Consider the following 21,455-nt stretch of genomic DNA (forward strand, 5'->3'; position numbering starts at 1 on the left):
ATACATTCTTCCACAAAACTACGTTCCCATAAAATATAAATCCTCTTCCATATGAAATACGTTTACCTTATATCATCCCTGACTTTAGATAATGAGCCATAAAGTGGATGATTCCCTAATTATTATTAGTAAAATTTGTATCTTTAATGTTATTTTATTGACATACTATTGTAATATTACAATGTTAATATCATTTAAGTATTAAGTTTTTAAATTTTCAGGAGGATACATATTATGAAAAAGAATAAAAAGTATAGATGGGGAATGAAATTAGCTACATTGGTTTTAAGTTCATCTGTACTTTTTTCAACAATCGACACAGCATCGGCGGCAACTTATACAGTAAAATCCGGTGATTCTTTATGGAAGATTGCCAATCAGTACGGTGTTTCTTATCAAACTTTAATGAAATGGAATAACTTATCTTCTTCAACCATTCGCGTTGGACAAAAGTTAAACCTTAATACTACATCAACATCAACAGTTAAACCAAAACCAATATCTACACCTAAACCAACAGCTAGTCTAGTACAAATTGCTAAACAACAATTAGGCGTAAGATACACATTTGGTGGGAGTAAACCAAGTACAGGCTTTGATTGTTCAGGCTATGTTACTTACGTTTTTAATAATGCTGGTATTTCGACCGCTCGTAAGTCAGCAGCAGGTTTTTATAGTACAGCTAAAAAAGTAAGTTCACCCAAAGCAGGCGATTTAGTATTTTTCGCTAATACGTATAAAGCTGGTATCTCACATGTAGGTATTTATATTGGAAATAACCAAATGATTAGCGCGAGTAACAGTGGTGTTTCCATTGCTAACATCAATAGCACTTATTGGAAAAAGCATTTTGCAGGATATGGTCGTTTATAGTACAAAATAAAACAGTTGGGATATACCAACTGTTTTATTTTGTACTTATATATGTGCCACTTTATTCGATTTTATTTTTTGATCAATGATGCCTTGGCATATTGCGTCCGGAGGCTTCAACTTCTTTCAGCGGATGTTAGCCCGCTGAAAGAAGTTGAACGCGCTAAATAAATGATAAAGACAACGACTAGTATGCCTGCTCCAATTAGATAAACAGAGCCATAGCCAACTTGCACGGCAACCATTCCTAAAATATAAGAGCCAAGTGCAATCCCCATGTCAAACATCGTAAAGTACGTTGCGGTTGCATAACCACTACGTGTATGTGATGTAGACTGTACCGCTAATGCTTGTAAACTTGTATTCACCGCTCCGTAGCCAATTCCAACAAAGATGGCTGCACATAAAAACAATGCCGGCCCTGAGACAAATGCAAGCATAACAAGTCCGATTGCAAAAAATATAATACCCGGTAAAATAACAAATTGCGGCCCTTTTGTATCATAAAGCTTACCTGTATATGGCCTTGTTATAAGCATTGCCGCTGCAAAAACCGCATAAAAAAGACTCGCAACATCCATTAAATCTTTTTGCTGTGCGTACACTGATAAAAACGATAAAACACTCGCATATGAAAAAGCTACTAAACTAGCAATAGCTGCTACCGGAAGTGCACGACGTTCAAATAAATCATTAAATTTAAATGTCAATTTACCTTGATGTTCAGGCTTAGGTAAATCATTCGTATTCATTGTTACAGCTAGGATGCCCCCTACTAATATGCAAATACTCATAACAATAAATAGTACATTAAAGCTGCTATATTGAATAAGCAGTAAACCGATAAATGGCCCTAAAACTACTGCTAGATTAGTAGACATTGTAAAATAGCCTAGACCTGCTCCTTTCCGATTGGCTGGCACAATATCCGCTGCTAATGAGCCGGCTGCCGTTGTAATAATACTAAAGAAGATCCCTTGAATAAAACGTAATCCTAGTAAAAGTCCAAAAGGATGTATAAATAAATATAAAACTGTACATAAAAAATAGCCGATAATCGAAATAACTAAAAGTTTTTTCTTTCCAAATACATCTAATAGCTTACCAGAAAAGGGACGAACGATTATAGCCGATAGTAAAAATCCTGACAGTAACAATCCCGCTTCCTTGTCAGTCTGGTGTAACTCACCAATCGCATAAAGCGGTAAAGTCGTTACTAACCCATAAAAAACAAAAAATACCGAGATATTTGTGAAAAAGAGACTAATAAATCGTCGCGTCCATATTTTTGTATTTCCCTCTTGCTGCATATCAATCAACCTTTCATTTTTTCCAGTAAAATCATAAATTGCTGCTGCTCCTCTACCGTCAATGCCCCAACCATTTCTTCCTCAAAAGCTAAAATAGTTTTAGTAATATCAGGCAAATGTTTCTCCGCATATGGAGATAAGGTAACAATTTTTTCCCGTTTATCTTCACCATCTATTCTTAGCACCCAACCTAAAGTCTCGAGTCGAGTTATTGCTCTTGTAACACTCGGCGCTTCAACGTTCAAATACTTCCATATTTGTGTTAATGTCATTGGTCCGTGATTATGTAAGCAATATAAAATAGTCCATTGTGAGCTATACAAATTATGCTGTTTCAGTACTTCATTTAAACAATTCGTTATATAACGACTTTTTTGGAATAATGCATGAAATAAAGGATTCATGATTGTGACCTCCTGCATTTATTTACCTAGCTAAATAAATACTATACGCCTCATTTTTTTCGTTGTAAAGCAAGCTGTTTATGTAGTGCATTTAGTGGGAATGAGCCAGAGTCGACTGGCGCGGATTCCCACGCAATTAACAGCGATTACACTACTTCTTATAGCTTTTCTATACTATTAGAAGGGAATTTTTTGAAAGTGTCGAATTTAGCTACTAGATTACAATAAAAGGAGATGAAAGCATGGGGAAAAAGGTATTAATACTTGCAGGAGACGCAGTTGAAGCTTTAGAAATTTTTTATCCTTATTATCGTTGTCTGGAGGCTGGCTATGATGTAACGATTGCAGCACCATCCGCAAAGAAGTTACAAACTGTATCACACGATTTTGTCGATGGAGTTGATACTTACATCGAGCGTACAGCATATGGCTTAGAAGCCCACTCATCCTTTGCCGAAGTAGACCCAACACAATTTGACGGACTCATCATTCCTGGAGGACGAGCACCGGAATACATTCGTTTAAATGAGCATGTGCCAGCACTAGTGTCCCATTTCTTTGAAGCAAATAAACCAATCGCCGCTGTATGTCACGCAGTACAAATTTTCGCGACCATTCCAAAAGTTCTGCAAGGACGTGAGCTAACTGCTTATATTGCCTGCAAGCCAGAGGTTCAAGTAGCAGGAGGAACATATATCGATGCTAATCTTCATACAGACGGCAATTTGATTAGTGGTCATGCATGGCCAGATTTACCTGGATTAATGCGAGAATTTATTCATAAGCTAGAAAACTAGTAGAAAGGAGGATGCCTGTAGATAGGCATCCTCTTATTTTATGAAGTGATTTCTTGGAATTCAATCTTTACCAATTTATTTGTATTGGTTACATACTTGATTCGAACTTGTACACCGAATTCCTTATCACTTAGTTTTATCCAAAGCTTAAATTTCTCAATCGTGGTGTCTCCTTTAACCTCGCTTCCCTCATGCAAATAATCGAGGATTTTAGCTTGAGGGTATTTTACCTGCGTTTCTTTTATCGCTACTTTTCCCCATTGAGCATGGGCTGGTATTTCTTGCTGAGCATAGACACTTGTTGGGTGGAAGGTCGATACAGCAAACAATACAAGAGAGAATCCTAGCATTACAAAAATTTTTCGCAAGTGAATCAACCTCTCAATTTTTTTGCATAAAGTCGCCAAAACGGCATAAAATAAGTGCTCCCTAAGTATTTTTTCAATTTACTTAAGGAGCAGTTTTTATTATCTTTTGCTGGATTGTTTTGGTTGTTGAGGATTGTTATGAATTACTTGATTAAATTCTGCTGAATATTCTTCACGATCATTTCTTTTATGTGTATCTTCTTTCTTTTTCTTTTTGAAGCTTGTTTTACCCTTCTTTGCCATTTTTTATGCCTCCACTATTTGTTTTTGTTGGACTGTTGATTTTTCTTATGGTTCGTTTTATTATCTTTATTTTTGGCCTTCGCATCGAATTCTGCAGAGAATTCTTCATTTAGATTGTCATTCGGGTTATTGTTATTACTATTTGATTGATCGAGGTCTATTTTTTTGTAGGTATCAAAAGGATTGTGTGTTCTAATGTTCATTGTTTTATTGTTATTTTTGTTGTTTTTATTCGTGTTTCTATTGCCCACGGATGTTCACCTCCTAATTGTAATGTGCTCAGGATAGAACGATTTATGCTTTGGGGATTACTGCAGACATTGCCAAAAAAAATGTACATCACCAATATTAATTAAATAGACTAAACTAATAAGAGGATAATATGTTCAATATAAGGACATATTATCCTTTTTTTATTACATAATATAAATGTTAAACATATTATGCACAATATAAGCAGGCTTCTTTGTAAGGCTCTTATTGACCTCTAATACAACAATAACCTTTTCTAATGCCATTAATTGTTGTTGTAAAAATTGATAAGAAAGGTGGATATGATTAATGGATGATTTACTCTCAGTAAAAGAGGTTACAGAGAGAATGCAAAAAAGCGAAGATACTATTAAGATTACTTCGATCAGGAAAATTCTCTATCGCTTTAGAAATACAAAGGATTTATTAAAAAGCTATCGCAAGGGTGATGAAATTGAATAAAAGCATTCCTCTTCTATTGTTTTTATTAAGTTTATTTATTTGTGAGTTGTATTACGGAACAGTAAATGCAAATCCGAACGACACTCCACCTTCTTTTGAGGAAGGGTTCACAAAAGCTGGATATAAATCTGTAAAAGCAGCAGTAATGGAATTTGAAAATCATTTTAAATGTGAAGTAAAGTTGCCCGAAATGTTGCCTTCAATATCTTTCACACATCAATTTGGAAGGTTTTTTGAAGATAAGAACTATAATATGAATGATTCCTTAGAAATTAGGTTTGTTAATAAAGAAATAAGAGAAAATATCTTTAAAATTGACATTCGTCCTTCAAAAAATAAATTGAACTTCAAAAATAAACTGAACTTAAATGGTAAGGAGTATACACTTCAAGATGGTACCAAAGGGATTTATTTCGAAGACCGATTATTTAATTTTTTTGTCTTTGAAAAGAATAATTTGCAGTATATGTTGGGGATATATAATAAAGTAGCCAATACAGAAACACCTGACATATTAGTCAGAATAGCTAATTCAATTGACTAACTACTTCAGTTAAAGTCCATTAGTTGTCTTCTTCTTCAATTAACGAGGCGTTAATTAAATATCATTGAGTTGCTTTGGCAGCTCTTTTTTCTTTATTAGTTTAATTTACAATAAAGTCATTTAAAAAATAATATAGTTGTTTAAAAATCCTTATTTCGAACGAACAAGTTAGTGGAAGTAAAGTAATTAGGTTTGGCTGGGAAAATTGTCGATGATATTAAAAAAGACACCGAAGTGTCTTATGTTTTTCAAATTAAGCATACCGATAAATTGAAATTTAATTACTTAATATTATGCTTATCTTGGGAGCAAGGTATTTTATCGGTGAGTGTATATAAACCATGCAATGCTTGCTGTTATTAATACTGACGAAATCAAAGCTGTAAGAACACTATATGTTTGCCAAATAAGTATCGTTGACCAATCTAAAGCACAGCACAGTATACCCAGGGCAATCGTAGCGATCAGGAAAATAATTGTTACGATTATTCTCTTCTTTGTCATTGGCTGCCGCTCATTCGTTTTCCTTCTGCGTAATCCTAAGAGAAATAACAAAACGGCCAATAGGCAAAGAATAATTGTGATAGACGACAAAGTGATATCCAAAAGCTGTGTGCCGCTTATTTCATATGACTGAGTTAGATTCCCGTCTAATATATCTTTAACTTTTAGTACCAGGTTTATATTGGTATTTGCACCGTTGCTCAGCAAGCAGACAGCTGTTCGTTCATTTAGCAGTATGACTACTTCGGTTCTGAAATTTGGATTGCCCCCAGTGTGTTCTATAATCGTTTGGTCGGCGTTTACCGACCAACCTGCCGCATAATACATATCGTTGACAGCCGAAACAGACATATCACCCTTATGTGATTTTTCGATAACCGTGTGAAATATTTCGGGTATGTCCTGCACGATACCCATCTGTATGCCCATCCAACGCGCCATATCTTTTGTATTAGAAATGATGTAGCCTGCGGGTTTATTCCCAGCATAATCCGGAGCTTTAAATGGAGTTGTCATAAAAAAGGAAGAACGGTAGCCCTGCGCCAACTGTCCAGTGGCTTGAGCATCTTCCTTATCAACATACGTCTGGTGAAGACCTAATGGCTGAAATACCTGCTCCCTCATAAAGTCTTCATAGCTTTGTCGCGACACAATCTCAATAACCAAACCCAATACGTCATAATTAACAGTTCCATAGTTATACTGTTCACCGGGAGGGAACGCCAATTCAGCATCCACGAGCATTTCCACAGTCTTTTGCAACATATCCGGTGTATTGCCTTGAGGAATATTTTGAGAATGCCTAATATTTGTTAGACCACTGGTATGGTGAAGAAAGTTATTTAGTGTAAGGCTTTTCATATCAACAGGTTTCCCTTGATACTTTAACGTAAACCAAGGTAAATATTTTTGGACTGGGTCAGTCATTGAGAGCAGACCTTTCTCTTCCAACAGCTTAATACCCATACCGGTAAAAGCTTTACTGACCGAGGCTAACTCATAGAGTGTATTTTCACTTGCAGACAACCCCTTTTCACGGTCTGCATACCCTGAAGAAAAGTAGAACACTTCATCATCAGCAAGTATTGAGATTGACATTCCCGGCACACCTGATATACGACGGGCATCATCTAGCAACGCTTGAATTGCCGCAGATTTCGAATCTGACAACGCATAACTTTGTGTTGCGAATCCTGAGAATAATATAAATATCGTTAATACAAAAACAATAATCTTATTCATAAACTCTCCTTTTTGAAAAATTAAGTACCGTCAATAATTTTGTGTAAATAAGTTTTTCCTTTTCTTGTAGACACTCTTTTATTCTTTCGTTTTGAACAGATTTTCAAGTTCTGCTCGAGCTGCTTTGTCAAAACCTATATGGTACCTGGTGGCGAACCGTTGATTATATTCTTCAAACTGTGAAACTAGAAAGCGTTCTAACGATTCTTCGTTGGGGAATTGCTCCTTACGCTTGCTATATTTCTTGATTTGTTTATTGAATGATTCAATCAAGTTGGTGGAGTAAATACTACGCCAAATGGATTTTGGAAAGCTATAGAACGTGAGTATATAAGGATTGGCAGCTAATGGTTTTGTGACTTTTGGATAGAGTGTTTTCCACTTTTCAATGAAATCTTGGAGCGCTTTCTGTGCATTTTCCAAGTTATCTGCACGGTAAACCTTTTTGAAATCGTCACAGATTAACAGTCGCAAAAGAGGCTGTTTATATTACCGTTGAAATCCGTGAAGATGGCTCAAAAAAGTGACGACTTTATCATTATACAATATTTATGTATAATGCATACTAAGTATATATTATACTTAGGGGTATTTTATAAAAAATACATAATTTATACTGAAATTCAAACGATTTTTCTTTTATGTATTATATACTTAGTATATAATACTTTCGAAAGGATAGGAGGAATTAAAACATGATTAAAGTTAGAAATTTGAAAAAGGAATTTATACAGGGGCAAGAAAGAACTCAAGTCTTGAAGGGTTTTGATTTGAACGTTGAAAAAGGCGAATTTGTGGCTGTAATGGGCCCAAGTGGTTCTGGAAAGAGCACATTACTACAACTTTTAGGGGGTCTTGATGTCCCTACTGAAGGTGATATAGTAATAAATCAAAGTAATTTAAGTAATATGACGGAAAAAGAAAGAACGATATTTCGCAGAAAGTATATCGGTTTTATTTTTCAGAATTACCAGCTACTCCCTACATTAAGTGTAGAAGAAAATATAGCTTTCCCTCTTCATGCAGATGGTAGTTTAACTAAAAAGAAGAACCAAATTATTATAGAACTACTTGATTCTGTCGGATTGAAAGGACTTGGTCGGAAACGTGCTAATTTGCTGAGTGGCGGTCAACAACAACGAGTTGCTATAGCCAGGGCGTTAGTTAATACCCCTTCTGTTCTATTAGCCGATGAACCAACAGGAAATTTAGATAGAGGTAAAGCCGAAGAAATACTCGGATTAATATCAAGATTCAATCGAGAGAATAATCAAACAATCATCATGGTAACGCATGATATTTTCGCAGCTGGGTTTGCTGATCGAATTATTCTTTTTAAGGATGGTGTTATTGATCAAGTGATTTCTAGAAAGGATGATGATTATGCTAAATATGTGGCGAATTTCATGGCGTAATATATCACAAAATAAAAAAAGGTTTTTCATTTCCCTACTTGGGATAATCTTAGGTATAGCTTTTGTAACATCTATGCTTATTGCAGACAAAACAACAAATGATGTTTTCGATTATTATGAAGAAATGTATGTGGCAAATGCGGATTATTGGGTTCAAAGCGATGAACATACTTACTCTGAGGATGTGGTTTCGTCAGTTTTAACTAGCCCAATTGTGACGGAAACCATGCTTGCACTTGATAAACAAGCCTTTTTTGAGCTGGAGGGTGATCAATCTTTAAATCAAAGATCCGTCCGAATTACAGGCGTGAATGATCAAAGCAGTTCTTTACTGAAACTTCCTGTTATCGAAGGGAGTTTGGATAAAGAAGGTTTGGTGATACCAAAAGCTGTTGCAAATCTGTTAAATAAAAACGTAGGAGATACAATTAGGTTTACCGATTTGGGAGAAGCTAAGGTTTCCGCCATTGTTGAATATACGCAGTTGCTTGCAAGTCCGAGTAACTGGGAGCGTGCTGAATCAACCAGCTTCCGAATCATGGCTCCACTTGAATTGCTACAAGAATGGACTGGTATGGAGGACAAACTTTCCTATGTAAGATTTCAAACAACTGAAGAAGGAGAGAAACTTTTTCAATCTCTCCAGGAAGAATTTCGTAATTCAAATGTATATGTACAACCAGTTGTCGCGGATGATCGGCAAAGTAACGATATAGGGGGACTATATACGTTCTTTTACTTAATTGCTGGGTTATCTATGTTTATTAGCGGATTCATTGTTTTTAATATGATTTATACAAGTGTTATGGAGCGAAAAAAGGAATTTGCAATCATGAAAAGTTTCGGATATCTACAAAGTTCTGTTTCCAGACTTATTCTTATTGAAGTACTACTGTTGGGGCTAATAGGTACAGCTGTTGGGGTGCCTATGGGAATTTGGCTTGGGGATATGTTCATGCAAACTTTACTAAGCGTATTTGAATTTGACATGGTTTACACATTAAATTGGAAAATCCCTGCATTAATAGCTGTAGTAGTTGGAATTTTATTTCCTGTTGCATCTTCATTATTTCCTATTTACAATGCGGGGAAAACCTCTGTGTTATTGACATTAAAAATGGCAAATCAAACCCAATCATCGAGAAGCCTGTACATAGTTAGGGCAGTTCTAGGTGTTGGCTTGCTTGCTTTTGTATTTATCAATCATCCCATCTCTTATTTAGCGATTTTAGTAAGCATCATTTTGTTGTTTCCATTATTGTTACTTGGTGTGAGCAGGATATTTAAACCTATTTTAAAATTAATCTTCGGCTACTCTGGTAGTCTGGCAACGCAAACCCTTACAAAACAATTAAATCGAAATGCTAATACTGCTGCTATTCTTGCTGTGGGGATTGCAGTGATATTATTACTAAGTGCTGTTATTGAATCCGCACCTGAAGGTTATGAAAATGAAATCAGGAATACGTATGGAGGAGACCTGAGAGTTTCATCAGAAGCACCTTGGTCTAATCAGGATATAGAAAAGTTACTATCGTATGATGCTGTTGTAAATGTTGATCCTTTAACGGAAGCTACGCCAATTACATGGGTAACCACTGATGGGGAGAAGAGACAGTTTTCCATTTTTGCTGTAGATGAAGAAGGCCCCACCTTATTTGAAAGTTCTAATAAAGACAATTTATATTATGAACTGGCAAAGGAACCTTCTGTTATCCTCGGCGAAAGAGCTTTTGATGAATGGGGTGGAAATATAGGAGAATATATTTACATTAATACACCCTCAGGTAAACAACAACTTGAAGTCCTTGATGTAGTGAAAACATCGAATTACTCAGGCTATGTTGCATTTATGGATGAGAATCATTTAAATAATAAATTTGGTTGGACGAATCCTTTCGACATATTATTAACTTTAAATGACGGATATACTGGTGAACAATTACGTAATGAGTTATGGTTGGATTTCAGCACTCATCTCTCAAAAGTAGAAACAGTAGAAGATAAAATTAAATCAACTACTTCAGCAGTAACCGGTATGAATGAGTTGATTTTAATCATGTTAGTTTTAATCATTGGACTAGCTAGTATCGGTACAGCAAACACTTTATTAATGAATACGTTGGAACGTACCACCGAGATAGGGACAATGCGAGCGCTTGGTTTTACGAAACAGCAAGTTAAAAAGATGATCATTGGAGAAGGTTTACTTATAGGATTGTCGGGGGTTATTGGTGGTATAATTTCGGGTGTAGTTTTACTTTATACAACTAGCCAATCCGAACTATTGGGAGGGTTTATATCTTTTCAATTACCTTTAGGGAATATTATTCTAGCACTGATTGCTGGTGTTTCTCTAAGTCTCCTTGCTTCTTGGATTTCCAGTACAACAGCTAGTAAAATAAATATTATATCATCACTCAAAGAAGGTTAAGCAATTATGTCGGTTAAGTACGGAATATTAACACTGCTATTTATACAAAAAAATCATGGGTATGAATTAAAATTAGAGTTAGAATCCCATCTGGGAGTTAAAGGAAAAATTAATCCTGGTCAAATTTATACGACTCTAGACCGTCTAATACGTGATCAACTTGTTTTATCTGTAGGAATGGATGACCAAGAAAGAAAACTTTATGAAATCACTACAGAAGGTAAAAAAGAGTTGGAAAATTGGTTACTGGAACCTGTACCCTATCATTCTACTAAAGAAGACTTTCATTTTAAATGGAGCTGTGCCCGTAAGATTGATTTCGAACAGGAAAAGAAAATGTTTGATCAACAAAAAGCAATGATAATGAAAGATGTCATGGAATTGACTAAATTTAAAACGGAATTTCTTCTTCAAGGTGACGAGAATAGGTATTTATTAATCACTGGTACCCTCTTGCATTTAGAAGCAGATTTAAACTGGATAAATCAAGTTGAAAATCGAAATAGACCATAATTCTAGGTAAAGGTTTTCTCTTTTAAAAACCTTTGCCGTTATTCATTCTTTTGAAGGGGAGTGAAAATTTTTTGGATGTTATCCTTGATTACAATTGGGAATTGTTTATCTCTATAGAGGTATTGTCATTGGGATCCCTGATCTTATTCGGTATATTTCGCTATCTTTTAAAAAAAACTCGATATAGCCTAATGTTTATTTTTTTATTTCTGTTTTTGTTGATAATTGAGGGATTACTCGGACTGTATGTCTATCGTCAAACAGGAGAAATATCAACTTTTCAAATCGTTATTATCATCTTTATCATTTATGCTTTTACATTTGGTATACTCGATTTTATCAAATTGGATCGTTGGATGCGTAAAAAAATTGGAAAGTTACGTGGCGTTGAATTATTGACTGATAAAGATTATGAGATTATTGAAAAAAATAATAATCCTAAATATATTGCAAAGAAATATCGTGTATCATCCTATATTCATTTAGTTTTGTTCATTACAGTTCAAGCTATTCTGTGGGTAATTGGTACAGAAAGTTTGGCAGAAATAAAGATGTACTTAAGTGATTTTTCGTGGCTAGGAAATGAAAATGCTAAAGGATCACCTTATCCAAATGATACTGCGTTTGCAATAGGTGTAATTTGGGGAATTGTATTTATTGCTGACTTTATTTATTCATGGGCTTATACATTGTTTCCTAAAAATTAGGCAGAAGTAAGTTGGAACTTCAAAATTCGCACAATTATGGCATATACAAGTTATAATCGCTTTTTAATATTAAGTATTATATAAACAGATGGATGTAATTTGAAACAACTTTAAAGAGCCTTGCTACGTAGAATGTAGTAAGGCTCTTAGCTTTTATTAATCAAAATTCAATAACTTTATTATCCTTATACATCGAGTATTTTGTTTTGGCACTTTATGATCAGTAGCCCCTAAACCTCACTTCGGGAAGCTTTTTTCTCCATCAACATTTGAATGAATGTATTATTTTTTCTGTTATAAGCAGGAATGCTTTTTCTAACGGGGTATGTTAATTGAATAGCAAAGGACATAACATATTAGTCATATATAATATGTTATGTCCTTTAATTTATTTCACTTTTTTAATACTAAGTCTGGATAACAAATCGTTAGTAATGTACATTGTATTTAGACAATCGTATATTCAGTTATATTTAATAGTGCACCGACAGCACCAGAAAAACCGTGGTCATTTATAAAGATTGGTGTATGTTTTTTCGTTCGTGTGTAATTGGCAATAACACGTGCAAGATGATTATTATTACTTAAAGTTGAACCGATATAAACGATATGCTGAGCATTTTTCTCTTCAGCATATTGAATACTAAGTGTAGTAATAACTTCACCAACAAGCCCTTGTACAGTTGCAATAATATCTTCTGTTGGATGTTTGACTGACTCGGTAATACCAACTTTCCCAAAATTACTAGCTGTCAAGTGCCCATCAATAGGTGTGTCCATCCCTTGGTAAATATCCTTGACAAGTAAATCAATACTTTCACGATTTCCCATAGAGGCTAGATTTCTTATTTCATTGTAATCCGTGATTCCAGTTGTAAGCGCTGACAATCCAATCAATGTTCCACCACCAACGCCTGTCCCACCAACACGGACATGCGTATTATCTTCCATATAATGAATTGAAGTACCAGTACCAATATTCGTTATCATACTTCGCTCGAAGAAGTAGCCCTCTTTATGCAACAAAAATCGAACGCCCTTCAAAGTGGCTTCAAACTCTACTATATAATGAATCGATTTCATTGTTTTAATGACATCAAGTAATTGTTCCGTACGCCCCCCCGTAACTCCAATATCCTCAATATCTGGATGATTAATAATCCAATTCTTCACAGCGAGCAAATCATTTGACGGAAAAGTTGTTAAAACAAGCTCGTTATGCTCATCTAAATAAGCAACTTTTGTCAATGTTCCGCCTGCATCAATACCTATAGCCTTTGGCATACCATTCTCCTTTGACTTTACGTACAATCTCTATTTCAGATGGTGAGATATATACTAGATTTTGCTTGTATTCAAGAGGCGTTTAGAAGCCAGTTGAATAACGTTCATGTCTCCACAAATGTCACGGATTTTGCAAGGAGTTATTGTGCCAAAATCCGATGTATTGTATTTAAGTACCGAAAGCAAACATCAGCAACAAATGTTTCTGTGCGAAAGTGAAGCGGCAGCCGCAATTTCTTGAAAGCTGAAGTTGCATATTTGTTCTTCCTAAACTTTAACGCTGTTGAAATAATTGTGCAATAACTTAGCAAACTTTCATGAAAAAAACACGAAAAACATCAAATTTCTTCTATTATTCACGCGATTTTCGTCGCATTTTTATAACTTTAACATTATTCAACTAAAAAAACAAAAGAAGCGGAAACACACTGATACATTTTCATTTCTAAAGCAATTCTAGCAATTAACGAGCCGAAGATCCTTCATCATTCACAAGGTAATTTTTTTCACCAACCCAAACAATTTATCCAGTGCTACGGCTATCCTTGACGTACAACCTATATTATTCGCAACTTTGTTATCCATCCTTTCAATCCCATTTGAAAATAGTTGATTATAAATTGAACAATCTGTTTTATCTTTCTTCACTTTTACGATACGATATACTATAGATGCGTTACCATTTGAACGGAGGAATACAAGTGAAAGAGCAAAAGAAACTTTATAAAGAAGCGATGCAAGTTTTAAAGGAAACTAGTCGCACTTTTTATATACCAATTACTTTTTTAAAAAATGATTTAAAATTGTCAGTGGCAGCCGCATATTTAGCAATGCGCGCTATAGATGAGATTGAGGATCATGAAGAACTTTCAAATGATGTAAAATTTGATTTACTAACTGCAACAAGTGAATTATTAAAAAATACATTCAATGCCGAGGCTTATGAAGCATTATTAGCGCCATATGCAGATCAGCTACCTGAAGTATCACTTCGTTTAGCAGATTGGCTAATATTTTGTCCTGAAGGCTCACGTAAAATTGTTCAAGATTCAACGAGTGAAATGGCATTCGGGATGGCAAAATGGGCAAAGGCAAACTGGCAAGTGCATACGCGAGACGATTTAGATGATTATACATACTACGTTGCAGGGCTTGTTGGGACAATGCTGTCTGAGCTTTGGGCGTGGGGTGCAGACATACAAACTGATCGCGATTTAGCAATTGGCTATGGTCGAGGTCTCCAAGCAGTCAATATTTTACGCAATCAGCATGAAGATTTAGATGAGCGCGGCGTAAGTTTCGTTCCTGACGGTTGGACACGTGATGATTTATTTGCATACGCGGAAGAAAATCTTGCGAAAGCGGATCTTTATATGAAAGATATTAATAAACGAACGGTATTATTATTCTGTCGATTACCGCTTGCCTTAGCTCATAAAACATTGAAGGCGATGCAAGATGGTCGTGAAAAAATGACACGAGCAGAAGTAGAACAAACGGTTGAAGAAGTACAGGCTGACTAAAACCTGCTCCTTTAAAAAGAGCCCTAGTACGAAAAAAATTTCGTACTGGGGCTTCTTTTTTATACTGTCTGTATAAGCTTAAAAATAATTTCATAGCTAAAAAACACTGAAAGTATTGTTAACAACATAAACACTACCTTTTCAGCTTTACTACCCGTTTTTGTAGTAATGGGTAGACGCACTGATATGGATACTGGGAAGAACAGCTTAACACCCTTCTTCGTCGCCATGTCAAGAAGTATATGACTGGCGATCCCCAATAAAATACCTAGTGAAATAGTTTCGTAAGGTATAAATGTATGTAGTAGCATTCCAACTAGAAATAAAAAAAGCAAACTATGTGTAAAGGAACGATGTCCAAACATAGTGTTGACAATCTTTGAAATGATGGGAAGCTTCCTCCCAATTTTACTGCCGCCATGGCAAATATCTGGAAGTAATGCACCGATAACGCCTGCTCCTACTAAAACAAGCGCATTATCATTAGAAATTTGTGCAACAGCAAGGCTTGCCGTGATGCCTCCGATAATATGTGTATTCCCTTGCATGATTTACTTCCACTCCTTCTCTCTCTATATTTTTACCTTTCTTAACTTATCACACCTCACCCCAAAAGGGAACATATATTCCGAACAAACAATCCCCCTTTTTTATGCTTACTCGAGAAAAAACTCTCATAAAAAATCAGAAACATTTCAGGTTCTTATTGTATATATAGGATGATTAGAGATAAAAATGAGTATTGGAGGTTATGTATGAAATCTATCAAAGGAATTTTGTTTATTATACTAATAATGAGTAGTAGTGCTTCCCTGTGGTATTTTGCTACGCCTATAGAACCTATCCATGTTGTTAACAGGCTTAGTCATATTATTGGAGGCATGGCCATTACGGGCTTCTTTCTTGTCTTCTTTTTAGCAACAAGAATAAAAATTTTTGAGCGTTGGTTCCATGGGCTAGAGAATGTTTATTTTTATCATAAATATTTAGCAATATTTTCACTAGTATTGGTAATTATCCATGGGCAATTACAAGATCTAGTCCCCCGCTTCGATAAAGTAGAAAGAACTTCATTCAGTGAATTTGCGAAAGAACTAGGGTCACTTGGCCAATATGGCTTCATTGCACTTATTTTAATTGCGCTTTTAGCTAAATTTCTAAAATATGAACATTGGCGGATCTTTCATCGATTATTGCTTATCCCTTATACATTTGGAATTTATCATGCCTATTTTTCAAGCAAATACGATTTATTACAGCCTACACCTTTAGGAATTTTTACCGTAATAACGGCTACTATTGGATTTATGTCAGCATTATATATGTTGACGATGTATCAGGATATGTTTTTTAAATATAATGGCAACATTACGGGGATCAAAAAATTGGGGCCAAATGTTATTGAGCTGGAACTCACACTTAATAAAACATTACCATATCGACATGGACAATTTATTTTTATCAAGATTTTGCAAGATGGCATAGAAAAGGCGCCTCATCCGTTTTCTATTTCAGGTGGCGATGGAAAAAAAGTATTTATCTCTATGAAGGTACTTGGTGATTTCACAAAAAAAGTATATGATTCCGTTCAACTGAACACACCAGTGACACTTGATGGTCCATATGGTCATTTCGATTTTGAAAATGCTGCACAACAACAAATTTGGATAGCTGGTGGCATAGGCATTACTCCTTTTTTATCTTATTTGCAATCTCAGCCTGTCGATCGTAATATCGAGTTATTTTACACTTATCACGGTGTAGACAATGCGATCTATAAAAAATTTTTACAGGAGTATGCACAAACTAATCAACAATTTAGTGTGAACTTTATTGATACTGCCCAAATGGACAGGCTTTCTTTTGAAAATATTTCAGTGCCAGCGCATACGAGTATTTTTATGTGTGGCCCCCAAAAAATGCTTAACCATTTTGCCAAGCAATTGAAAACCTGTAATAAAGATCTAAGCATTCACTTCGAAGCATTTAAATTTAAGTAATTAATCAATTATGCCTCGGCATAATTGCGTCAGGAATCGGCTTTGCGCTTAGGCCTGCGTGAGGGCCGGCACGATGTCGGTCATTTCGGTAATGCCACAGGACGTGGCGTTTTTACCGATGCAGGTCAGTTAGCCGTTATCGCATGGATGCGATGATTTTAGGCTAACATCCTATATTGAACTCCCTTCCGATTCCGTAACATCCGTCGGAGGCTTTTACTTCTTTTAGCAGGTGTTTGCATACCCGCTAAAAGTCAAAACTCTCTAATTCGAGCAATTTACTTGGAATATTGAAAAGGATATCGTATAGTAAAAATCTCATCAAAATTAAAGGAGATTTTTTAACATGACTACAACTAAAAGTTATTTAAATAAAGTAATGCACGATCGTAAATCTGTTCGTAAATATGAGTCAAATTTTAAAATTCCACAATCTGAATTAGAGGAATTGCTTGTTGAGGCAACAACCGCTCCATCATCAAGCAATTTACAACCTTGGCGCTTTTTAGTCATTCAAGATGAAGAAGTAAAAAAAGAACTACGTTTGATTGCTAATAACCAGGAGCAAGTAGAAACTGCTTCTGCCATCATTGCGGTATTAGGTGATACTGAAATGTACAATAATGTAGAGGAAGTCTATACAAAAAACTTCGAGCTTGGCTACATGGATGAAACAACGAAAAATATGATGATTGAAAATTCATTAAAGCTATATTCAAACCTTCCTAAAGAAGTACTAAAAAATATAGCTACATTTGATGCGGGCTTAATTTCTATGCAAATCATGCTTTTAGCAAAAGAAATGGGCTACGATACAGTTACAATGGGTGGTTTCAATAAAGAGGCTTTTGCGAAACGCTTTGAATTAACAGATAATCTAGTGCCAATTGTCTTAATCGCCATCGGAAAAGCAGCAACACCGGCTTACGGCTCTTCTCGTTTAGCGTTAAATGACATTGCAAAATTCATTTAAGACTTATACAAAATGTTCTTTTTAGAATAAATATGATACACTGACTATAGAATAAAAAAGACTGAATGCGTTAACATCCAGCCAAAAGCAACAATCATGCCGCAAACATAACGGCTAACCAAGTTAAAGTTCATAGAAATAGCCACCTTACTTAGCCGGCAGGGTGGCTATTTCTTTTTATTTTGAGAGACAATAATGCTAAGCATCAGCGTTAGTACTGCAATTAGCAATAGGCTACACTGTACAATCAAACTGAATGCTTCAAATACTGTCATCCGCCTCACCCCCTTTCAAAAGGGAGTTCAGCCGCCACCTGCTTTATGAATTGTTGCTATTGCTAGTCTACCAATTTTATGAAATATATTCTACGGAAAATCCTCAGAAGATTTATGTTCTTCAACGCACATCAATAGTCAGGAAAGGCTATACTCAATATTTTACGCTTCATAAGCATGAATCCCGACTTACGTAATTACCTAAAAAAACACTAAAAAAATGCCATTGTTATTCTGACAGTTTAGCTAACGACTCTTTCAAAAGCTGCAGTTCAGGCATTGATAACGTAACACCCTTCCCCATCTTTGTATGATCCTCCGACCAATCTCTAATATCGTATTTCGGTTCACGATCATTCCAACTAATTAAATTCAATTCTTTTTTCCAGCCTTTATTGCCCTCCGATAACACCGCAATCGTTTCAATAATTTCGTATTTAACTTCTGCCATATGTATTCCTCCTTCATGTATCTGTATTAAGAACTATATCTTGAAATAATGGAATTGTATAGAAACTAGATCGTGAAATTGAGACTTTTCTATGGCCTTCCTTAAAGAAATCAAATTATTACTTCAATTTGTGTAATTTCTTTGGTTTCTATTCACGTACTAATGGCAACAACTTATTCCCAATTTAGTCTTTGCCCCATTGAATTTCCTTCAACGCTCATTAAAAAAAGATGACGCCTGCACGATACACCATACAGTCATCATCTTTTTTAAGTTACCTGAAACGTATTGTCTTTTACAAAGGGCACACATTATATTATTGTTAGTTTTTCTTTTTATTATTTTGTAGGCATCATTTCAATTTGATCAACAATGAATTCATTCTTGGCACTATCGAATTTATATGTGATGTTGAAATCACCTACATATACTGGAGATACCCCTACAGATCCAGGCATGTTTAATTTTATTTTTTGATTTTCCAATGTATATATAACTACACCGCCGAATGCAAGTTCATCTTGATTTAGATTTGGCGCTGGATCAAAATCATAATCAAATCTAGATTCTTTTCCTTGCGCTGTAGCTGTAATCGTTAATGTACCATCGTCATTTTTAACAACTTTTGATTTAATCTCATTAGCAACAATGTCTTCATAACTTTGTACTTTAATCTCTAAGAAATCCTCAACATTAATAACATGAATATCATAGTTATCTAATCCTGTTCCTCGTCCCGTTTGGATTATAACTACGGCTTCTTCCTTATTATCATTTGTAAGATCTGTATAGAATAACTGGGGTTTAGTTCCTGTATTAGGGATTTCCCAGTCAAAGTTTTTTTGTTCACCATCAATATCCAAAACTACGCTTTTTATTTCATTGTTTTCTTCATTAAGTGCGTAAAGTTTAACTTTTTTATCATCTGATGCCTCAATCAACTTTGCATTATTCTGTTGCTCTGACTGCGTTGTTTCCTGTTCACCAGAAGCCTTTACTGTACTTGTTGTTGACTTATCTAAACTGCATCCAGATAGTGTAAAAATACTCAACAACATCAATATTCCAATTTCTTTTTTCAATTTCTATTTGCCCCTTCCGCCTATTATTTTACACGTGCTACATGCAATATAACATGTACTCTCTTCTACTGTAAAATAAAGGATAGTAACAACATTCATTATTAAAATAACATCACCGAAGGCTTTAGGACAACAGTTATTCTTTTGTGCGAAAGCGTAGTGCCAACGTAGCGGCAGCAACAAATGTCTTTTGTGCGAAAGCGCAGTGCCAACGTAGCGGCAGCAACAAATGTCTTTTGTGCGAAAGCGCAGTGCCAACGTAGCGGCAGCAACAAATGTCTTTTGTGCGAAAGCGCAGTGCCAACGTAGCGGCAGCAACAAATGTCTTTTGTGCGAAAGCGCAGTGCCAACGTAGCGGCAGCAACAAATGTCTTTTGTGCGAAAGCGCAGTGCCAACGTAGCGGCAGCAACATTACTACCGAACTAGGAAGTAACGACAAGGAAAAGCCATCCTTTGTCATTACTTCCTTTTTGGTTCAATCACTAATTTCGGGGTTGCCTTATAATCCAATGACAAAAACACATTATTATTATCGATTATATCCCTAAGAAAATAATACAAATACGTGATTACCATTAAATTCCGGATATTTTTAACTGTAGATTTATTACTTTAGCACTGTTATCATAAAAAAGTATTTTTTTAGAAAAGGAGGTTATCTTGTGTACGATTCTTATTATTACGATGATTTTGATGCGGCTCTCGGAGGTATATTTATCATTATTATGTTAATTGGCCTTGTGTTGAGTATTGTAAGCTATGTTATTAGTTCACTAATTTATTATAAGGCGTCAAAAGTAAATGGTTTTAGCGATCTAGCTTATATTGGATGGATTCCAATTATCAACGTTTATAGCCTTTTCCTATTAACTGCAAAAGGTGAAGATAACGCAACTGTTCGTGGTGCAGCGAAAAAGAATGCTCTTATTTACGTAGGATTAATACTTGTTTCATTTATCCCACTTATAGGTATTATTGCTTCATTAGGTCTTTTAGGCTTTACATTGTATTTCACTTATCGCCTCTTCTATCGTTGGACTGGTGAAACTGGCAAAGCTATACTTTATATCATTTTATCATTCATTACATTCGGACTATTCTATTATATTTACGGCTTAATGAAAATGAATAAACCTTTCGTTGCATAAATACATATGCAAGTACAAAAACCTCTTTACACCTTTAAAAGTGTTTAAGAGGTTTTGAACTTATTTATACTATAGAATCTCCTAATTTTAGGAAAGACCTTATCTCACGTTTGAATTTTTGATTCCTCTAACCAACCATTGTAGTTATAGTTTTTATTTTACATTAACATCCGTTACATCCACCCAAAAGAGTAACAATCAAAATGGATAAAATTACTTTTTTCATTCCAATCCCCCTAGGAATAAAATTATAGAATCGATCATAGTAAATGTTCTTCAGTATCTTATGTAAATGTATATTATTATAATTTTACCTTCCCTCTTCATCCTTTACTTCAATTAAATATATACCTTTCGAAAATCCTCCGCGTTGCCTCTTCTTCCGAGTACGTATCTGTTCTAATTGTTTGTAGGAAACATCGTACATTTGTATAGCTGTATGTACTAGTTCTAAAATATCCGCAAGTTCCTCAATGGCTTCTTTTGGTGAGACTGCCTCTAGAAATTCTAATGCTTCTTCTTGCATTTTCACTTTTATTTCTTCTAAATGTTCACTCGGTTCTAATGTTCTTATGTTACATGTTTTCCCTCCCGTTTCAATTACTTGTGGAATTAAATCACGTACTAATTTATTGTATATTGGCATGTCC

The 21,455-nt window shown here is 35.1% G+C and carries 24 protein-coding genes and 1 pseudogene; 12 read left to right on the plus strand and 13 right to left on the minus strand.

The annotated features are described in order from the left end of the window. The first annotated feature begins 234 nt into the window (after positions 1 to 234). Positions 235 to 873, plus strand: coding sequence for a C40 family peptidase (locus tag ABE34_RS19600; protein WP_197144125.1), 639 nt, complete (start codon positions 235 to 237; stop codon positions 871 to 873). Between the two features lie 116 nt (positions 874 to 989). Here ABE34_RS19600 and ABE34_RS19605 read toward each other — a convergent pair whose 3' ends face one another. Beyond that, a complete protein-coding gene (locus tag ABE34_RS19605) occupies positions 990 to 2,183 on the minus strand; it encodes an MFS transporter (RefSeq protein WP_197144126.1) in 1,194 nt (397 codons plus the stop codon). 5 nt (positions 2,184 to 2,188) lie between these two features. Beyond that, positions 2,189 to 2,587, minus strand: coding sequence for a MarR family winged helix-turn-helix transcriptional regulator (locus tag ABE34_RS19610; RefSeq protein WP_197144127.1), 399 nt, complete (start codon positions 2,585 to 2,587; stop codon positions 2,189 to 2,191). A 242-nt stretch (positions 2,588 to 2,829) separates the two neighbouring features. Here ABE34_RS19610 and ABE34_RS19615 point away from each other — a divergent pair, with 242 nt between their 5' ends. After that, the gene (locus tag ABE34_RS19615; protein WP_197144128.1) at positions 2,830 to 3,384 is read left to right on the plus strand and encodes a DJ-1/PfpI family protein; all 555 of its coding nucleotides are present in this window, start codon (positions 2,830 to 2,832) and stop codon (positions 3,382 to 3,384) included. Positions 3,385 to 3,422: 38 nt separating this feature from the next. Here ABE34_RS19615 and ABE34_RS19620 read toward each other — a convergent pair whose 3' ends face one another. The 3 genes from ABE34_RS19620 to ABE34_RS19630 all read right to left on the minus strand — a co-directional run bounded on the left by ABE34_RS19620 (position 3,423) and on the right by ABE34_RS19630 (position 4,246). Next, positions 3,423 to 3,752 (minus strand): DUF3889 domain-containing protein, encoded by a 330-nt coding sequence (locus ABE34_RS19620; protein WP_241747092.1) that lies wholly within the window; start codon positions 3,750 to 3,752, stop codon positions 3,423 to 3,425. A 99-nt stretch (positions 3,753 to 3,851) separates the two neighbouring features. Then, positions 3,852 to 3,995: a hypothetical protein gene (locus ABE34_RS19625; protein ID WP_170938888.1), complete on the minus strand. Its 144-nt coding sequence runs from the start codon at positions 3,993 to 3,995 to the stop codon at positions 3,852 to 3,854. A gap of 14 nt (positions 3,996 to 4,009) precedes the next feature. Then, a complete protein-coding gene (locus ABE34_RS19630; protein ID WP_386827991.1) occupies positions 4,010 to 4,246 on the minus strand; it encodes a hypothetical protein in 237 nt (78 codons plus the stop codon). Between the two features lie 310 nt (positions 4,247 to 4,556). Between ABE34_RS19630 and ABE34_RS19635 the strand changes: the two genes are divergently transcribed. Both ABE34_RS19635 and ABE34_RS19640 read left to right on the plus strand, forming a co-directional pair. Continuing rightward, positions 4,557 to 4,709 carry a hypothetical protein gene (locus ABE34_RS19635; protein ID WP_197144129.1) on the plus strand — a complete coding sequence of 51 codons (153 nt, stop codon included), beginning with the start codon at positions 4,557 to 4,559 and terminating at the stop codon, positions 4,707 to 4,709. Beyond that, positions 4,696 to 5,253 carry a carbon monoxide dehydrogenase gene (locus ABE34_RS19640; RefSeq protein WP_197144130.1) on the plus strand — a complete coding sequence of 186 codons (558 nt, stop codon included), beginning with the start codon at positions 4,696 to 4,698 and terminating at the stop codon, positions 5,251 to 5,253. Before ABE34_RS19635 ends, ABE34_RS19640 begins: the two co-directional genes overlap by 14 nt. A gap of 318 nt (positions 5,254 to 5,571) precedes the next feature. On the opposite strand, the gene ABE34_RS19645 is transcribed toward ABE34_RS19640, so the two are convergent. Both ABE34_RS19645 and ABE34_RS19650 read right to left on the minus strand, forming a co-directional pair. Then, positions 5,572 to 6,999 carry a serine hydrolase domain-containing protein gene (locus ABE34_RS19645; RefSeq protein ID WP_197144131.1) on the minus strand — a complete coding sequence of 476 codons (1,428 nt, stop codon included), beginning with the start codon at positions 6,997 to 6,999 and terminating at the stop codon, positions 5,572 to 5,574. A gap of 78 nt (positions 7,000 to 7,077) precedes the next feature. Further along, positions 7,078 to 7,461: pseudogene (locus ABE34_RS19650) on the minus strand (transposase); the annotation flags it as partial. Between the two features lie 233 nt (positions 7,462 to 7,694). Between ABE34_RS19650 and ABE34_RS19655 the strand changes: the two are divergent. From ABE34_RS19655 to ABE34_RS19670, 4 genes are all read left to right on the plus strand, one after another. Beyond that, a complete protein-coding gene (locus ABE34_RS19655) occupies positions 7,695 to 8,414 on the plus strand; it encodes an ABC transporter ATP-binding protein (RefSeq protein WP_197144132.1) in 720 nt (239 codons plus the stop codon). Next, complete coding sequence (locus ABE34_RS19660) at positions 8,383 to 10,848, plus strand: ABC transporter permease (protein ID WP_197144133.1); 2,466 nt, start codon at positions 8,383 to 8,385, stop codon at positions 10,846 to 10,848. The genes ABE34_RS19655 and ABE34_RS19660 overlap by 32 nt, the downstream gene beginning before the upstream one ends. 6 nt (positions 10,849 to 10,854) lie before the next feature. After that, the gene (locus tag ABE34_RS19665; protein ID WP_197144134.1) at positions 10,855 to 11,361 is read left to right on the plus strand and encodes a PadR family transcriptional regulator; all 507 of its coding nucleotides are present in this window, start codon (positions 10,855 to 10,857) and stop codon (positions 11,359 to 11,361) included. Positions 11,362 to 11,432: 71 nt separating this feature from the next. After that, positions 11,433 to 12,068, plus strand: coding sequence for a hypothetical protein (locus ABE34_RS19670; protein ID WP_197144135.1), 636 nt, complete (start codon positions 11,433 to 11,435; stop codon positions 12,066 to 12,068). 447 nt (positions 12,069 to 12,515) lie between these two features. On the opposite strand, the gene coaW is transcribed toward ABE34_RS19670, so the two are convergent. Next, positions 12,516 to 13,352 carry a type II pantothenate kinase gene (gene coaW, locus ABE34_RS19675; protein WP_197144136.1) on the minus strand — a complete coding sequence of 279 codons (837 nt, stop codon included), beginning with the start codon at positions 13,350 to 13,352 and terminating at the stop codon, positions 12,516 to 12,518. A gap of 701 nt (positions 13,353 to 14,053) precedes the next feature. Here coaW and ABE34_RS19680 point away from each other — a divergent pair. Further along, a complete protein-coding gene (locus tag ABE34_RS19680; protein WP_346655592.1) occupies positions 14,054 to 14,875 on the plus strand; it encodes a squalene/phytoene synthase family protein in 822 nt (273 codons plus the stop codon). 59 nt (positions 14,876 to 14,934) lie between these two features. Here ABE34_RS19680 and ABE34_RS19685 read toward each other — a convergent pair whose 3' ends face one another. After that, on the minus strand, positions 14,935 to 15,423 hold the full coding sequence (locus ABE34_RS19685) for a metal-dependent hydrolase (RefSeq protein WP_197144138.1): 489 nt from the start codon (positions 15,421 to 15,423) through the stop codon (positions 14,935 to 14,937). A gap of 207 nt (positions 15,424 to 15,630) precedes the next feature. On the opposite strand from ABE34_RS19685, the gene ABE34_RS19690 reads away from it, so the two are divergent. Together ABE34_RS19690 and ABE34_RS19695 are read left to right on the plus strand one after the other, a co-directional pair. Continuing rightward, on the plus strand, positions 15,631 to 16,875 hold the full coding sequence (locus ABE34_RS19690; protein WP_197144139.1) for a ferredoxin reductase family protein: 1,245 nt from the start codon (positions 15,631 to 15,633) through the stop codon (positions 16,873 to 16,875). A gap of 346 nt (positions 16,876 to 17,221) precedes the next feature. After that, on the plus strand, positions 17,222 to 17,848 hold the full coding sequence (locus tag ABE34_RS19695; protein WP_197144140.1) for a nitroreductase family protein: 627 nt from the start codon (positions 17,222 to 17,224) through the stop codon (positions 17,846 to 17,848). Positions 17,849 to 18,015: 167 nt separating this feature from the next. On the opposite strand, the gene ABE34_RS25895 is transcribed toward ABE34_RS19695, so the two are convergent. The 3 genes from ABE34_RS25895 to ABE34_RS19705 all read right to left on the minus strand — a co-directional run bounded on the left by ABE34_RS25895 (position 18,016) and on the right by ABE34_RS19705 (position 19,656). Continuing rightward, positions 18,016 to 18,123, minus strand: coding sequence for a putative holin-like toxin (locus tag ABE34_RS25895; protein ID WP_220443510.1), 108 nt, complete (start codon positions 18,121 to 18,123; stop codon positions 18,016 to 18,018). A gap of 229 nt (positions 18,124 to 18,352) precedes the next feature. After that, on the minus strand, positions 18,353 to 18,574 hold the full coding sequence (locus ABE34_RS19700; protein WP_197144141.1) for a YdbC family protein: 222 nt from the start codon (positions 18,572 to 18,574) through the stop codon (positions 18,353 to 18,355). 338 nt (positions 18,575 to 18,912) lie between these two features. Further along, the gene (locus ABE34_RS19705; RefSeq protein WP_197144142.1) at positions 18,913 to 19,656 is read right to left on the minus strand and encodes a hypothetical protein; all 744 of its coding nucleotides are present in this window, start codon (positions 19,654 to 19,656) and stop codon (positions 18,913 to 18,915) included. 663 nt (positions 19,657 to 20,319) lie between these two features. Here ABE34_RS19705 and ABE34_RS19710 point away from each other — a divergent pair. Continuing rightward, positions 20,320 to 20,805 carry a hypothetical protein gene (locus tag ABE34_RS19710; RefSeq protein ID WP_197144143.1) on the plus strand — a complete coding sequence of 162 codons (486 nt, stop codon included), beginning with the start codon at positions 20,320 to 20,322 and terminating at the stop codon, positions 20,803 to 20,805. Between the two features lie 310 nt (positions 20,806 to 21,115). Here ABE34_RS19710 and ABE34_RS19715 read toward each other — a convergent pair whose 3' ends face one another. Beyond that, a complete protein-coding gene (locus tag ABE34_RS19715) occupies positions 21,116 to 21,451 on the minus strand; it encodes a nucleoside triphosphate pyrophosphohydrolase (protein ID WP_197144144.1) in 336 nt (111 codons plus the stop codon). Between the last annotated feature and the right edge of the window lie 4 nt (positions 21,452 to 21,455).

Origin of the sequence: Lysinibacillus sphaericus (genome assembly GCF_015844675.1) — a bacterium.
GTDB classification, from domain to species: Bacteria; Bacillota; Bacilli; order Bacillales_A; family Planococcaceae; genus Lysinibacillus; species Lysinibacillus sphaericus_E.